This window comes from Myroides sp. C4067, assembly GCF_038039665.1.
In the GTDB taxonomy this organism is placed as follows: domain Bacteria; phylum Bacteroidota; class Bacteroidia; order Flavobacteriales; family Flavobacteriaceae; genus Flavobacterium; species Flavobacterium odoratimimum.
In genome coordinates, this window is the sequence record NZ_JBBPHJ010000035.1 from 1 (window position 1) to 15532 (window position 15532).

Annotated in this window: 13 protein-coding genes; 12 read left to right on the top strand and 1 reads right to left on the bottom strand. The window is 33.8% G+C overall.

Annotated elements, in window-relative coordinates; genetic code table 11:
- Nucleotides 1–544 precede the first annotated feature (544 nt).
- The 5 genes from thrS to AABL87_RS16315 all read left to right on the top strand — a co-directional run bounded on the left by thrS (nt 545) and on the right by AABL87_RS16315 (nt 4436).
- On the top strand, nt 545–2497 hold the full coding sequence (gene thrS, locus AABL87_RS16295; RefSeq protein ID WP_341277612.1) for a threonine--tRNA ligase: 1953 nt from the start codon (nt 545–547) through the stop codon (nt 2495–2497).
- Between the two features lie 45 nt (nt 2498–2542).
- Nucleotides 2543–3097 carry a translation initiation factor IF-3 gene (gene infC, locus AABL87_RS16300; protein ID WP_198032310.1) on the top strand — a complete coding sequence of 185 codons (555 nt, stop codon included), beginning with the start codon at nt 2543–2545 and terminating at the stop codon, nt 3095–3097.
- Between the two features lie 54 nt (nt 3098–3151).
- Complete coding sequence (rpmI, locus tag AABL87_RS16305) at nt 3152–3349, top strand: 50S ribosomal protein L35 (protein ID WP_016361612.1); 198 nt, start codon at nt 3152–3154, stop codon at nt 3347–3349.
- A gap of 105 nt (nt 3350–3454) precedes the next feature.
- The gene (gene rplT / locus AABL87_RS16310; protein ID WP_006259287.1) at nt 3455–3799 is read left to right on the top strand and encodes a 50S ribosomal protein L20; all 345 of its coding nucleotides are present in this window, start codon (nt 3455–3457) and stop codon (nt 3797–3799) included.
- 115 nt (nt 3800–3914) lie between these two features.
- Nucleotides 3915–4436, top strand: coding sequence for a class IV adenylate cyclase (locus tag AABL87_RS16315; RefSeq protein WP_341277613.1), 522 nt, complete (start codon nt 3915–3917; stop codon nt 4434–4436).
- Between the two features lie 91 nt (nt 4437–4527).
- On the opposite strand, the gene AABL87_RS16320 is transcribed toward AABL87_RS16315, so the two are convergent.
- Nucleotides 4528–5217: a cell division ATP-binding protein FtsE gene (locus AABL87_RS16320; protein WP_341277614.1), complete on the bottom strand. Its 690-nt coding sequence runs from the start codon at nt 5215–5217 to the stop codon at nt 4528–4530.
- A gap of 448 nt (nt 5218–5665) precedes the next feature.
- Here AABL87_RS16320 and AABL87_RS16325 point away from each other — a divergent pair, with 448 nt between their 5' ends.
- From AABL87_RS16325 to AABL87_RS16355, 7 genes are all read left to right on the top strand, one after another.
- Nucleotides 5666–6010 carry a CidA/LrgA family protein gene (locus AABL87_RS16325; RefSeq protein WP_006263275.1) on the top strand — a complete coding sequence of 115 codons (345 nt, stop codon included), beginning with the start codon at nt 5666–5668 and terminating at the stop codon, nt 6008–6010.
- On the top strand, nt 6007–6705 hold the full coding sequence (locus AABL87_RS16330) for an LrgB family protein (protein ID WP_071307296.1): 699 nt from the start codon (nt 6007–6009) through the stop codon (nt 6703–6705). The genes AABL87_RS16325 and AABL87_RS16330 overlap by 4 nt, the downstream gene beginning before the upstream one ends.
- Nucleotides 6706–6977: 272 nt before the next feature.
- Complete coding sequence (locus tag AABL87_RS16335; protein WP_006263277.1) at nt 6978–10001, top strand: tetratricopeptide repeat protein; 3024 nt, start codon at nt 6978–6980, stop codon at nt 9999–10001.
- 22 nt (nt 10002–10023) lie between these two features.
- Nucleotides 10024–11787, top strand: a complete 1764-nt coding sequence (locus tag AABL87_RS16340; RefSeq protein WP_006263278.1) for a TonB-dependent receptor — start codon at nt 10024–10026, stop codon at nt 11785–11787.
- Nucleotides 11788–12013: 226 nt separating this feature from the next.
- Entirely contained in the window at nt 12014–12409 is a 396-nt protein-coding gene (locus tag AABL87_RS16345; RefSeq protein ID WP_225582003.1) for a hypothetical protein, read from the top strand.
- A 153-nt stretch (nt 12410–12562) separates the two neighbouring features.
- A complete protein-coding gene (gene gyrB, locus AABL87_RS16350; protein ID WP_006259279.1) occupies nt 12563–14503 on the top strand; it encodes a DNA topoisomerase (ATP-hydrolyzing) subunit B in 1941 nt (646 codons plus the stop codon).
- 76 nt (nt 14504–14579) lie between these two features.
- Nucleotides 14580–15509, top strand: coding sequence for a malate dehydrogenase (locus AABL87_RS16355; protein WP_006263279.1), 930 nt, complete (start codon nt 14580–14582; stop codon nt 15507–15509).
- Nucleotides 15510–15532 lie beyond the last annotated feature (23 nt).

Here is a 15532-nt window from a genome sequence, read left to right on the forward strand (position 1 = left end):
TCAACGGTTTTCAAGACCGCCGCATTCGACCACTCTGCCATTTCTCCAGTGGTCTACATTACTTCCGTATTGCAAGTGCAAATATACTGCAAAGTCTGATGTTTGCAAGCGTTTTGAAGGAAAAAAACAAGTTTTTTGAAGTGTGTTTTTGTAACTAATTTATTTTGAGTTGGTAATGAATGAAAAAAAGCGTATATTATTTGAGATGGATATAAATCTTGATGGTCAATTTTTAAATAAGAGGAGGAAGATGTGTGTCAAGATTGGCGTTAGTAGGATTGATGTCAATCTAAACAAATGTTTTAGATAGGGAAGAAGGAACTTTAGTCTGCTTTATAGATAGCTAAGATGAGTGATTGTTTTTGCTTAAAGGTATTAAGAGTAGCGCCGAAATAATGAGATTGATAAAGTATTCTTTTTTTAATGAGGTAAGTATTAGATGCACTTTATTATTTTACTGTTAAAAAAAATGAGTTAAGCAGTGCTAAATGTTGCGATTCTATGGTAAAACCTGTATATTTGCATTTTATTTTTTAAAATTATTATGATAAAAATTACATTACCAGACGGTTCAGTGAAAGAGTTTGCTTCGGGCGTAACTCCTTTCGATGTTGCAAAAAGTATAAGCGAAGGTTTAGCTAGAAATATTATTTCTGCAAACTTCAATGGTACCACCATCGAAACCACGACACCTATGACCACGGATGGTAGTCTAGTTTTATATTCATGGAATGATGATGAAGGGAAAAAAGCTTTTTGGCACTCTACTTCACACGTAATGGCGCAAGCTTTACAAGATCTATACCCTGGAATCAAGTTAACAATAGGTCCAGCTATCGCTAATGGATTCTATTATGACGTAGATTTCATGGATTATAAAGTAACAGATGGTGACTTTAAGAAAATAGAGGATAAGGTTTTAGAGATAGCACGTGGAAAGCATGATTTTACTATGCGTTCTGCTACTAAGGCTGAAGCTTTAGAGTTTTATAAAAAAGAAGAAAACCCTTATAAAGTTGAGTTAATAGAGAACCTAGCTGATGGTACGATTACTTTCTGTGATCATGACACTTTTACAGACTTATGTCGTGGAGGTCATATTCCTAATACAGGAATTATTAAGGCATTTAAGGTATTATCTATTGCTGGTGCATACTGGAGAGGAGATGAGAAGAATAAACAGTTAACTCGTGTTTATGGTATTTCATTCCCTAAACAAAAGGATTTAACTGAGTATTTAGCTTTATTAGAAGAAGCTAAAAAACGTGATCACCGTAAATTAGGTAAAGAATTAGAATTGTTTACATTCTCTCAAAAAGTAGGACAAGGGTTACCATTATGGTTGCCAAAAGGTGCTGCGTTAAGAGATAGATTAGAGCAGTTCTTGCGTAAAGCACAGAAGAAAGCTGGATATGAGCAAGTAGTTACTCCTCATATTGGACAAAAAGAATTATATGTTACTTCTGGGCACTATGCAAAATATGGAGCAGATAGTTTCCAACCGATTCATACTCCAGTAGAGGGAGAAGAGTTCTTATTAAAACCGATGAACTGTCCTCATCACTGTGAGATTTATAATGCAAAACCATGGTCTTATAAAGATTTACCTAAGCGTTTTGCTGAGTTTGGAACAGTGTATCGTTATGAGCAATCAGGAGAATTACACGGATTAACTCGTGTAAGAGGGTTTACTCAAGATGATGCACATATTTTCTGTACACCAGAACAATTAGATGAAGAGTTTAAAAAAGTAATTGATTTAGTGTTATATGTATTCGGGTCGTTAGGATTTGAGAACTTTACAGCACAAGTATCAGTACGTGATTTAAGTAACCCTGATAAGTATATTGGTAGTGTAGAGAATTGGGAAAAAGCTGAGAATGCTATTATCAATGCAGCTAAAGATAAAGGACTTAATTATGTGATCGAGAGTGGAGAAGCTGCTTTCTATGGTCCTAAATTAGACTTTATGGTAAAAGATGCATTAGGTAGAAGCTGGCAGTTAGGTACCATTCAGGTAGACTATAACTTACCAGAGCGATTTGAGTTAAGTTATAAAGGATCAGATAATGAGTTGCATCGTCCAGTGATGATCCACAGAGCACCATTTGGTTCTATGGAGCGTTTTATAGCGATACTTTTAGAGCATACAGGAGGTAATTTTCCACTATGGTTAATGCCAGAGCAGGCTATAATCCTGTCTTTGAGTGAGAAATATGAAAAATATGCCGAAAAAGTTTTAAATTTGCTAGAAAATAGCGAAATTCGCGCGCTGGTAGATAACCGTAATGAGACTATCGGTAAAAAGATTAGAGAAGCTGAAGTACAAAAATTCCCTTACATGTTAATTGTAGGAGAAGATGAAGAGAAAAACGGTACGATTTCTGTAAGAAGACACGGTGATTCTGGTAAATCTAATCAGACAATGAAGATAGAAGATTTTATCACTCAAGTACAAGAAGAGGTAAATAGTTCTATTAAACAATTTGGAGAGTAAAAATAGTATAACGCTTGGTGAACAAGCACATAAAATTTTATAGCCATAGCAATAAGACAAAACAGAGGAAGAAATCCTCGCGAAGAAAAGAAAGATGCGCATAGAATTAATAATGCCATCCGCGTTCCTGAAGTTCGTCTTGTAGGAGACAACGTCGAAACAGGTGTATATAAACTTGCTGACGCAATGCGTTTAGCAGAGGAGTTAGAATTGGATTTAGTTGAGATTTCACCAAATGCTGAACCTCCTGTTTGTAAAATTACTGATTACAACAAATTCCTTTACGAACAGAAGAAGCGTGAAAAAATGCTAAAGGCTAAATCGACTCAAATCACTGTAAAAGAGATTCGTTTCGGTCCTCAAACAGATGAGCACGATTATGAGTTCAAAAAGAAGAATGCAATGAAATTCTTGAAAGAGGGTTCTAAGCTTAAAGCGTTTGTATTCTTTAAAGGACGTTCGATTATTTATAAAGATCAAGGACAAATCTTATTATTAAGATTAGCTCAAGATCTTGAGGAATTCGGGAAAGTGGAAACTATGCCAGTTTTAGAGGGTAAACGTATGACTATGTTTATCGCACCTAAAAAGAAAAAATAGTATTTAAGTATATTAAGATAGTTAAGTAAGATAATCATTAATACCTAGGAAATAATGCCTAAAATGAAAACTAAATCTAGTGCTAAGAAACGTTTCAAGTTGACTGGTTCTGGAAAAATCAAAAGAAAACACGCTTTCAAAAGTCACATTTTGACTAAAAAATCTAAAAAGCGTAAATTAGCTTTAACACACTCTGGATTAGTGTCTAAAGCAGATACAAACAGTATCAAAGATCAATTAAGATTAATCTAATCTTAATTTCGGTTAAAATTATTTAATAACCCTGGAGTGGAGCAAATGAAAGTTTAGAAGTGTTTGAAACATAACCGCCCACTACAAAAAACACATTTTTAAGAAATGGCAAGATCAGTAAACTCAGTAGCTTCAAGAGCAAGAAGAAAAAGAATTTTGAAGCAAGCCAAAGGATTCTTTGGAAGACGTAAAAACGTTTGGACAGTAGCTAAAAACGCGGTAGAAAAAGCAATGGTATATGCTTACCGTGATAGAAAACAAAAGAAAAGAAACTTCCGTTCATTATGGATCATGCGTATCAACGCTGGTGCTAGATTACACGGAATGAGCTATTCTCAATTCATGGGTAAATTAAAAGCTAACAATATCGAATTGAACCGTAAAGTTCTTGCAGATTTAGCTATGAATCACCCAGAAGCTTTCGCAGCTATCGTTAATAAAGTAAAATAATAAACGTTTGTCAAATCTGATTTATCTTACTTAATATATTTAAAAGCCTTACTGTATGCAGTGAGGCTTTTTTATTTTAATCGGTTATATTTGCTATAACCTAAAAAAGAGATAGATGGAATTACAGAATGTGGAATTTAAAGTACGTGTAGCTGACTTAGATAGCATAGAAGATAAATTAAAAGGAGTAGAGCTCATTCTAGATGGGGTATATAAGCAAGTGGATACTTATTATAACGTCCCTATTGGAAGAGTGAAGCTTCGTGAGTATGATGAGTATAGTTCTTTGATTTATTATAATCGTGTAAATGGGGAGGAAGCGAAGAGTTCAGATGTTATTTATTATAAACATGAGAAAGATGCTGCGTTAGGTGCAATATTAGAATTGCAGTTTGGTATAAAAGTAAAGGTATCTAAAGTGCGTAAGGTCTTAAAGTATAAGAACGTTAGTATTCACTTGGATCAAGTGGATGGATTGGGGTGTTTTGTGGAAGTAGAAGCTTGTAATATCGCAGTAGAAGAGGGTGTTGATTTAAAGCAACAATGTGATTATTTTTTTAATCTAATGGAGTTGACTAAAGAGGATTTAGTTGCGGTATCGTATAGTGATCTTATTCTTCAGTTGAATAAAAAATAGTAGTGACTTGTCTTTTACTTTTGATTTAAATGGAGTAGATTGAGTTAGGATAAAACAAAAAGACTATCAGCAATGATAGTCTTTTTGTATATTAATTTTGTGATGTTCTGTGTACTACTTCGAATATGGTGCCATCGTCACATTTTAATGTTTTAGCAGGGAATTTTAATAGCAATGCATAATCATGTGTTACCATGATAATGGTTCTACCATTCTTATTAATTTTAAGTAGAAGTTCCATTACTTCAGCACTAGTCTGAGGGTCTAAGTTACCTGTTGGTTCATCAGCTAGGATTAGATCAGGATCATTTAGCAATGCTCTAGCTATAGCGATACGCTGTTGTTCCCCTCCTGATAGTTGGTGAGGCATTTTTTCGATATGTGCTAGCATATTTACATTGTCTAATACTTCGTGTATTTTTCTATCCATCGCTTCTTTTTCTGACCAACCAGTTGCTTTTAAAGCAAAGTGTAGGTTTCCATAGACTGTTCTGTCAGGAAGTAGTTTAAAGTCTTGGAATACGATACCTAATGATCTTCTCAGGTATGGAATATCTTTTTCTTTTAAGGTCTTCAAGTCGTAGTCTACGATAGAACCTTCGCCTACTTCTAAAGGAAGGTCTGCATACAGCGTTTTCATAAAGCTACTTTTACCTGCACCTGTCTTTCCGATTATATATAAAAATTCTCCCTTATTTACTTCTAAGTTAACATTAGAAAGTACTTTATGCTTGTTCTGGTAGATATCAACTCCTTGTAGGGATAAAACTGTTTTAGACATAATAATCGTGTATTTTGTGGTAAAAATACTAAGATAAACAATAATAAAGTATAGTTGAGCTGAAAATATCTATATCGGATGTTGTTTTTAAGAAAAAAATAGATTGAGGTCTTATTGTGGAGTGTAAATAATGTAAAATAAACTGATGTAGTAAGTAGTTAAATCAAAAGGAGAGATCTGCTGTAGATCTCTCCTTTTGTTCTAACTAACCAATTTAATCTATATTTTATTTACATATTTTTCTTTTTGTTTACATGACAAAGTTGCTCTAATTTTTTGAATATAAGATTAAGTAAAAGTTACCAAAAAGCTAAGTGATTGCTTCTTGTTTATTGTTGAAGTGATGTCTGTAGGTTAGGTGTGTAGTTGTTAAATAATTTATATTTATCTGTTTTGTTTCTTTGGTGGGGATTGTATTTAGTAATTTTGTGATAAATATTTAAACAAAATGAATTTAATTAAGCAGGTAGCAATCGTGATAGGTTGTCTAGCCTTTGGAGAGTTAGTGGTGTATCTCACAGGATTAAAATTACCATCAAGTATCATCGGTTTAATCACATTATGGACAATGTTAAAACTGAGGTGGGTAAAAGTAGAATCAATAGGTGGTATTACTAACTTCTTAATTAAAAACATGGGGATATTCTTTGTTCCACCTTGTGTGGCTATGTTGAACTATTTCGGAATTCTTAGTCAGTCGATTGTACCTATTGTTGTGGCTACACTGGTAAGTACAGTGATAGTGATTTTTGTAACTGGATTTACTCATCAATTATTAAGAAGAAAGAAATGAATTTTTTAGCCAATCCAACATTTTTATTATTCCTAACTTTAGCTTTATATGCTTTAGGAATAGCTTTGAGTGAAAAGAAAAAATGGATTATATTTAATCCTATTATCTTGTCTATGGTTGTCTTGATGGGGTATTTATATTTTTTAAAAATCCCTTATCAAAATTATGAAGAGGCAGGTAAGTATATTGATTTCTTTTTAAAGCCCTCTATTGTAGCGTTAGCAGTTCCTTTATATGTACAGTGGGAAAAAATTAAAAAACAGTTGTTTCCTATTTTAATTAGTCAATTAATAGGATGTGTTGTAGGGGTAGTGTCAGTAGTGATACTAGCTAAGATGACAGGCGCAGATCAAGAGATTATTTTATCACTAGCTCCTAAGTCAGTTAGTACACCTATAGCCTTAGAGATATCTAAGTCAGTTAATGGTATTCCGTCTGTAACTGCCGCTGCTGTTATGATAGCGGGGATATTTGGTAGTATGGTGGGATTTAAGGTGCTTAACCTTACCCGTATAAGTAATCCAATGTCACAAGGAATAGCTATGGGGACTTCTTCTCATGCAATGGGTACGATGAAGGCAATGGAGGTGAGTAATAAGTATGGAGCCTTCGCTAGTGTGGGGATGATTTTTAATGGAATTTTTACTGCTGTATTAGCTCCTATTATCTTAGGATTGTTATCCTCTTATTTGTGATAAAGACTTTTTTTATATGATCCCAATTCTTTTGAATTGGGATTTTTTGTATCAAGGAGTGTTTCTTTATTGTGTTTTTTGCTGTTTTCTTGTGAAATGCGATTTATTAAATCTCAAAAAGATATAAATTATCATGTTTTTTTATTGCTGTGGAAGAGGTGTAATTTCAATTTAAATATATTTTTGATAACAATTAGGGCAATATATTGCTGAAAAATAAGTTTAAAAGAGTATAAAATGATATATTTGACGTTATATAAATCTGAATGGAAATGCACAAAAATAATAGGTTAACTTTATTAACTCTTGCACTGGGGAGTATAACTGCAAGTGCTCAACAATCAGCTGCTTATGTAGAGAGATTGGCTGATTATAATCATGCTGTAGCATTGTATAATGAAGAGCAATATTTAGCAGCGCAATTATTATTCACAAAAGTAAAACAGGCTCATGTAGGTGAGAATACTGAGGTGGAGGCTGATTGTGCTTATTATATCGCGTATTGCGCCATTAAATTGAATCAAGAAGGAGCCGAAGATAAGATAGATGAGTTTGTGAAGAAATATCCTACTAGTTCTAAACAAAATCAGGCTTATGTAGAGGTTACAGATTATTATTTCAGCAAAGGAGATTTTCCTAAAGCCCTGCAGTACGCTGTAAAAGTGAAAGAAAACGCAATTACTAATGAGAAGAAGTTAGATCGTTTTAACTTTCAGAAGGGATATAGTTACTTCTATACAAAGAATAAAAAAGAAGCAGAACGCTATTTAAAGAAAGTAAATACTCGTGGAGAATGGGGGGAGCAAGCAACATATTATTTAGGATATATTGCTTATGACTCAGATAATTTTGACGATGCAAAAAAATTGTTTGACAAAGTAGAAACTAAGTCTTCTTACCAAGAGAAGATGGGGTACTATCAAGCAGACATGAGCTTTAAGACAGGAAACTTTCAAACGGCTATAGAACAAGGAACTTCTCAAATGACAAAAGCGACTCCTGAAGAGAAATCAGAGTTGTCTAAAATAGTTGGGGAGAGTTATTTTAACTTAAAGCAATATGATAAAGCGCTACCTCATTTATTAGCTTATCAAGGTAAAGGAGGAAAGTGGAGTAATACTGACTTTTACCAATTAGGGTACACTTATTATAAATCAAAAGATTATCCTAAGGCTATTGAGCAGTTTAATAAAATTATCAGTGGAGATAATGGTATTGCGCAGAATGCATATTACCATTTAGGAGAAAGTTATCTGCAAACACATAAAAAAACGCAAGCTCTAAATGCATTTAAGAATGCTTCTGAAATGCGTTTTGACGCAGGTATCCAAGAAGACGCTTTCTTAAACTATGCAAAACTTAGTTATGATATTGGGAATGCTTATGAGAGTACACCTGCTGTATTAAATGCTTATATTAGTAAATATCCTAATTCGTCTTATCGCGGAGAGATAGAAGGGCTTTTAATCGACTCGTATGTTTCTTCTAAAAACTATAAAGAGGCTTTAGTTCTATTAGAAAAGAATCGTTCTGTAGGAAATAAAGAGGTGTATCAACAAGTGACATTCTTGCGTGGTCAAGAATTGTTCAATGAAGGGAATTATAAGGAAGCATTAAGTCTTTTTGATAAATCTCTAGCAGAGAAGCAAAATTTAAAATATACTGCAAAGGCTCAATATTGGAAGGGAGAGACATTGTTTTACTTAAATGACTTTAACGAGTCTATCACTCAGTTCAAAGCATTTGATCAAAATACAGCGTCTAAGGGATTGTCTGAACGTAATAATTTGTATTATAATCTAGCGTATTCATACTTCAAATTGAAAGACTATGCTACAGCAGCGGATTATTTTAAAAAATACACAGATGAAAATCCTAAAGATGAGGCGCGTCGTCTAGATGCCTATCTAAGACAAGGAGATTGTAATTTTGTTACTGGGAAGTATTGGCCTGCGATGGAGGCTTATAATAAAGTTATTGAGGCAAATAAAGCTGATGTAGAATATGCACGTTTTCAAAAGGCAATTAGCTATGGATTCGTAGATCGTAATCCTCGTAAAATAGAAGACTTAACGAAGTTTGTGAAAGATTACCCAACTTCTAATTTGGCTGATGATGCTCAATATGAGATAGGGGTGACTTATGACGTTATGAATCAAAGTCAAAAGGCGTTAAGTGCTTTTGATAAGATGTTGAAAGATTATCCTACATCAAGCTATAAGGCTAGAGCTATCTTGAGACAAGGTTTGATTAACTATAACGACAATAAACCTGATCAAGCGTTAGCTAAATTTAAACAAGTGGTAAAAGAGTCTCCGGAATCTTCTGAGGCTATCGAAGCGGTTCAAAATGCACGACTAATCTATGTGGATAATGGAAAGGTAGATGAATATGCTGCATGGGTTAAAGGTCTTTCTTTTATTCAAGTAACCGATGCTGAACTAGATAAAGATACTTATGAGTCGGCTGAAAAACAGTATATTCAAAATAATACACAATCGGCTATAGATGGATATGAGAAATACCTAAAAAGTTTCCCAACGGGACAAAAGGCGTTACAAGCTCATTTCTATTTAGGGCAAATGTATTTTGCAGAGAATAACCTAGATAAGGCTACTGCTCATTATGAAGTTGTAATTTCTAAGGATAAGAATGAGTTCTCAGAGATTTCTCTTGCTCGTTTGGCTGAGATTTATTTGAAAAATAAAAATACTGCTAAGGCTATAACTACTTTAAAACGTTTAGATGCAGAGGCTGCACAAGAACAGAATGTAGTGTTCGCTAAGTCTAATCTAATGAAGTTGAGCTATGAGCAAAATAGCTATAGTGAAGCTCTTCAATATGCTGAAGCTGTATTAAAAATGGCTAAAACAGATAATAAAGTAAAAGGTGATGCACAAATAGTTATTGCTAGAACGGCTATGGCTACTAATGATGAAGCTAAAGCTAAGAAAGGTTATCAAGAGGTATTGAAGATAGCAAAAGGAGAGTTAGCTGCAGAGGCGATGTATTATGATGCTTACTTTAAGAATAAAGAGGCTAAGTATGAAGCGTCTAATGAGAGTGTGCAGAAATTAGCAAAAGACTATTCGGGTTATAAGTATTATGGTGCTAAAGGATTAGTATTAATGGCAAAGAACTTCTATCAATTAAAAGATAGTTATCAAGCTACTTATATTTTAGAAAGCGTTACTAAGAACTTTACTGACTACCCAGATGTGGTGAAAGAAGCTAAAGAGGAACTTCAAAAAATAACAGCGCAAGAGGCTAAACGAAACTCTTCGATTGCTCAATAATTTTAATATAGAAGATATTATAATGAACAATAAGAATATATATACGATATTATCTGTTTTAACTCTAGGGGGAATAGCAGGTTATGCTCAAGATAAAAATACGGAAGCAAGTAAATTAGGTACAGAGGTTGTTAATGTAGTAAGAGCTTATGATGCAACAATTTCGGATGCTTTTAAAGTTCGTACTACAGCTAATAATGACGATGAAACTACAGGTAACAAGAAAGATGTAATTTATACGATTAGTTCTTTTCCTGTAGCATCTACTTTTGTACCTGAGAAAGGAAAAGCAGCAGAGGTAGAAAGAACAAGTAGGTTGAAAAGTTTTAATAATTATGCTCTTTTTTCTGCAGGTAATTATACTAACCTGAACGGAGAGGTGTTCTTAAGTCAACACTTAAATAAGAATAGTTTTTTAGCAGGATATGCTAGTCACTTTTCTTCTCAAGGAGGGATTAAGAATTTACTTCTAGATGATAGTTTCTCTAATACAAAAGGAGGTTTGGTTTATGGTGGACAATTAAAGAATTTTGGTTGGACAGTAGAAGCAGGTGCTAGATACCAATTGAGTAATTATTATGGATTGCCAACGAAACAAATCGACTTCAATCAAGGTGATATTTCTGGAATAGACGAATCTCAACACTATAAGAATGTTTTTGTAAATGGAGCTTTAGAGTTTAGAAATAGCCCTTTTACTGGATTGGATTTTAGATATGATTATTTTTGGGATGATTTTGGAACAGTAGAAAATCGTTTTAAGATTAGACCAAATGTAAAAACAGCTTTGGACTTTGGAGAATTGAATGTTGGGGTTGTTGTTGATTATGTAGGAACATCATATAAAAACTCATTTATAGGGGAAACAACGAAGTATAATCATTTAAACCTTGGAGCTCAACCTAGTCTTACATTTAGAGATGACAACTATTCTGTACAAGTAGGAGTTGGTGTTTTCTTTAACAATGGAGAATTAGCTGGTAAATCAGAGAATAACTTTTATATCTATCCACAAGTTAAAGCATCTTATGATTTAGTTCCTGGATTATTAGTGACTTATGCAGGAATAGAGGGAGGGGTGCAACAAAACTCTTTTCAACAGTTTTCAGAAGAAAACCCTTTCATTTCCCCAGATATTCTAATTACGCCTACTGATAAGAAGTATGATATTTATCTTGGATTAAAAGGAAAATTAGATAATAATATCTCTTATAACATCAAGGGGTCTTACAAAAGAGAGAAAGACAAAGCGATGTTTTTGCACAATGAATATACTTTGAATAGAAGTAGAATACCATATATGTTTGGAAACTCATTTGGAGTGCAATATGGAGATGTTAAAACATTGAATTTATTTGGTGAATTGCGTTTTGACTTCGAAGAGAATGTTTCTATAGGAGTTCATGGAGAGTATAATAACTATAATACAAATTCTTTAGAAGCTTGGAATTTACCAAAAGTAAAAGCAGGAGCTGATTTTAAATTTGATTTTACAGAACAATGGTTTGCAGGTGTAGATGTGTTTTATGTAGGTAAGCGTAAAGATGTTTTTGTAATTGATTCTACTGGGCTTATAGGAGACTATAATACTTGGGAAGATCCATCAGTTGTAGAATTGAAAGATTATGTTGATTTAAATATGAAAGTAGGGTATAGGCCAACTAAAAATTGGACTCTATTCTTAAAAGCCAATAACTTATTTAATCAGAAATATAATCAATGGGATAACTTTAAGGTGCAAGGTGTGCAAATAATGGGAGGAGCAATGTATAAATTCGATTTTTGAGATTTTGTAATCAGAAAAAAAGCTAAAAACTGATAATTTATGACTAAAATTCGCTAAAAGGTGCACAATACTGTTTTTTTTCATTGATTAATAACTTACTTTTGTCGTTACAAACAACAAAACATGTATTTTCTTTCGATTTCGCAAAGAAAGAAATTTTAAAGACGTAATGATGACATTAAAAAAGAAGTTAAAAACAATTTGTTTAGAACGGTTAAATGACAAGGTGGAAGCGTTGCAAGGAATTGTAGAAGATTTGACAATCGACGCGCAGAACGACGCCAAAAGTTCTGCTGGAGACAAACACGAGACAGGCTTGTCAATGATGCATTTAGAACAAGAAAACTTGAGTAAGAAGATTTTAGAAAATATAGCTATGCGAGATATAGTTGCTAAAATAGATGATGAAAAAGTGAGTTCTGTAGTAGAATTTGGAAGTTTAGTACAAGTAAATTCAGTGTATTTATTTTTCTCAGCAGCTTTGCCAAAAATTGTTTTAGACGACCGTTCTGTATTAGCCGTTTCTATGGATGCTCCAATCGCCAAGGAGTTATTAGGAAGAAAAGTACATGAGAGATTTACATTTAACAATTGTGAATTTACAATTCATGAATTAATGTAAAAGTCCTTTATAAAAAAGTATGAAACGCAGGTGTGAAAACATCTGCGTTTTTTTGTTTTTATTTGTGAGATATATGTATTTTAGGCTTGTTTAGAGTTGATAAAGTCTTTGAAAATTGTTATATTTGTACGTTAGATATTTTAGATTATTATTATGAGCCAAGAAACAAATAAGAATAATTATTCAGCGGATAGCATTCAAGCTCTTGAGGGAATGGAACACGTAAGGATGCGTCCTTCGATGTATATTGGTGATGTAGGAGTAAGAGGATTACACCATTTAGTATATGAAGTGGTTGATAACTCAATTGATGAGGCTTTAGCTGGTTATTGTGATACAATAAGCGTTACTATAAACGAGGATAACTCTATTACTGTAGAAGATAATGGACGTGGTATCCCAGTGGACATCCACAAAAAAGAAGGAGTGTCTGCATTAGAAGTAGTAATGACAAAGATTGGTGCTGGAGGGAAGTTTGACAAGGATTCTTATAAGGTATCTGGAGGTCTTCACGGAGTAGGGGTATCGTGTGTGAACGCACTATCTGATTTGTTAAGAGCAACTGTTTATCGTGAAGGTAAAATTTACGAACAAGAATATTCGCGTGGTAAAGCTTTATTTCCAGTAAAAGTTATTGGTGAAACAGATAAACGAGGAACATCGGTTACATTTAAACCCGACCATACTATCTTTACACAGACTCTAGAGTTTTCTTATGATACTTTAGCTGGGCGTTTAAGAGAGTTGTCTTTCTTGAATAAAGGATTAAAGATAACACTTACTGATAAAAGAGTAATTGAAGAAAATGGTGAGCCTAAACATGAAGTATTCTTTTCTAAAGAAGGATTAAAAGAGTTTATTAAATTCTTAGATGGTAGCCGTGTGCCAATTATTGAAGATGTAATCTCAATGGAACTTGATAAAGGAGAAATCCCTGTTGAAGTTGCATTAGTTTATAATGATACTTATGCAGAGAATATTTATTCTTATGTGAATAATATTAATACGCATGAGGGAGGAACACACCTACAAGGATTCCGTATGGGGCTTACTAGAACATTGAAGAAATATGCAGATGCTTCAGGAATGTTAGATAAGCTTAAGTTCGAAATTACAGGTGATGACTTTAGAGAAGGGTTGACTGCAATTGTCTCTGTGAAGGTAATGGAGCCTCAATTCGAAGGACAAACAAAGACAAAACTAGGAAATAGAGAGGTTGTATCCCCTGTGAGTCAGGCTGTAGCAGAAATGCTAGAGAACTACTTAGAGGAACATCCAAATGATGCTAAGATTATTGTTCAAAAGGTTATTTTAGCTGCTCAGGCTAGACATGCTGCTAAGAAAGCACGTGAGATGGTTCAACGTAAGACTGTTATGGTCGGTGGTGGACTACCTGGAAAGTTGTCTGATTGTTCTGAACAAGACGCTTCTAAATGTGAAGTATTCTTAGTGGAGGGAGATTCTGCGGGTGGTACAGCAAAACAAGGACGTGATCGTAACTTCCAAGCAATTCTACCATTAAGAGGTAAGATTCTTAACGTAGAAAAAGCAATGGGGCACAAAGTATTCGAAAACGAAGAGATTAAGAATATCTTTACTGCTTTAGGTGTTACGATGGGAACAGAAGAGGATAGTAAAGCATTAAACCTTGAGAAATTACGTTATCATAAAGTAGTAATCATGTGTGATGCCGATGTGGACGGTAGCCACATCGCAACGTTGATTTTAACTTTCTTCTTCCGTTATATGAGAGGGTTAATAGAGAATGGATATGTTTATATTGCTACACCTCCATTATATATGGTTAAAAAAGGGCAACGTAAAGAATATGCATGGACAGATGAAGAACGCCTTGAGTTAATGGAGAAAATGGGAAGTGGATCAAGTGTTCAGCGTTATAAAGGTCTTGGAGAGATGAATGCTGAGCAATTATGGGATACTACAATGAATCCAGAACATAGAATTCTTAGACAAGTAACAATAGATAGTTTACAAGAAGCAGATAGAGTATTCTCTATGTTGATGGGAGACGAAGTTCCACCACGTAGAGATTTTATTGAGAAAAATGCTACTTATGCTAAAATTGATGCTTAGTATTTAAATATGTAAAATTATAAAGGTCAAGCATATTATATGCCTTGACCTTTTTTTAATAAAAAGATATAAAGTTATGAAAGTTACAATTATTGGAGCAGGAAATGTTGGGGCTACATGTGCTGATGTTATTGCTAATAGAAGAATCGCTAGTGAAGTAGTTTTAGTGGATATTGCAGAAGGGTATGCAGAAGGTAAAGCAATGGATATCATGCAATGTGCATCTAACTCTAAATTTGATACTATTGTTAAGGGAAGTACTAATGATTATAGTTTAACAGCTAATAGTGAGGTAGTAGTAGTTACTTCAGGAATTCCAAGAAAACCAGGAATGACTCGTGAGGAATTAATAGGTACTAATGCATCTGTAGTAAAGTCGGTGATGGAAAGCGCTTTAAAATACTCTCCTAATGCTATTTTTGTGATAGTGACTAACCCTCTTGATACAATGACTCTAGCAGCTTTAAAAATATCAGGATTAGATCGTAAGAAAGTAATAGGTATGGGAGGGGCTTTAGACTCTTCACGTTTTAAATATTTCTTATCTCAAAAACTAAATAAACCTGTTGGAGATATTGAAGGAATGGTTATTGGAGGACATGGGGATACTACAATGATCCCATTAATTAGATTGGCTACTTATAAAGGTATTCCTGTAAGTGAGATGTTGACAGCAGCAGAACAAGAAGAAGTGTGTAAATCAACAATGGTTGGTGGAGCTACTCTAACGAAGTTATTAGGAACTTCTGCATGGTATGCACCTGGAGCAGCTGTAGCTAACGTTGTGGATAGTATCTTAAATGACTTTAAGAAGTTAATCCCTTGTTCTGTATATTTACAAGGTGAATACGGGCAAGAAGGATTGTGTATAGGAGTTCCTTGTGTTATAGGAAAAGGAGGAATAGAAGAGATAGTAGAATTAAAATTAAATGAGCAAGAATCTCAGAAATTTGTAGATAGTGCAAATGCTGTTAGGGATACAAATAAGGAATTAACAATTGAATAGTAAAAGATTGTTTAATTGTTAAA

Excerpts from the sequence above, each read along its gene's own strand:
- AABL87_RS16340 (WP_006263278.1), top strand. The coding sequence starts at position 10,024 with ATGAACAATAAGAATATATATACGATATTATCTGTTTTAACTCTAGGG.
- AABL87_RS16355 (WP_006263279.1), top strand. The coding sequence starts at position 14,580 with ATGAAAGTTACAATTATTGGAGCAGGAAATGTTGGGGCTACATGTGCT.
- rplT (WP_006259287.1), top strand. The coding sequence starts at position 3,455 with ATGGCAAGATCAGTAAACTCAGTAGCTTCAAGAGCAAGAAGAAAAAGA.
- rpmI (WP_016361612.1), top strand. The coding sequence starts at position 3,152 with ATGCCTAAAATGAAAACTAAATCTAGTGCTAAGAAACGTTTCAAGTTG.
- AABL87_RS16330 (WP_071307296.1), top strand. The coding sequence starts at position 6,007 with ATGAATTTTTTAGCCAATCCAACATTTTTATTATTCCTAACTTTAGCT.
- gyrB (WP_006259279.1), top strand. The coding sequence starts at position 12,563 with ATGAGCCAAGAAACAAATAAGAATAATTATTCAGCGGATAGCATTCAA.
- AABL87_RS16315 (WP_341277613.1), top strand. The coding sequence starts at position 3,915 with ATGGAATTACAGAATGTGGAATTTAAAGTACGTGTAGCTGACTTAGAT.
- AABL87_RS16325 (WP_006263275.1), top strand. The coding sequence starts at position 5,666 with ATGAATTTAATTAAGCAGGTAGCAATCGTGATAGGTTGTCTAGCCTTT.
- thrS (WP_341277612.1), top strand. The coding sequence starts at position 545 with ATGATAAAAATTACATTACCAGACGGTTCAGTGAAAGAGTTTGCTTCG.
- AABL87_RS16320 (WP_341277614.1), bottom strand. The coding sequence starts at position 5,217 with ATGTCTAAAACAGTTTTATCCCTACAAGGAGTTGATATCTACCAGAAC.
- AABL87_RS16335 (WP_006263277.1), top strand. The coding sequence starts at position 6,978 with ATGCACAAAAATAATAGGTTAACTTTATTAACTCTTGCACTGGGGAGT.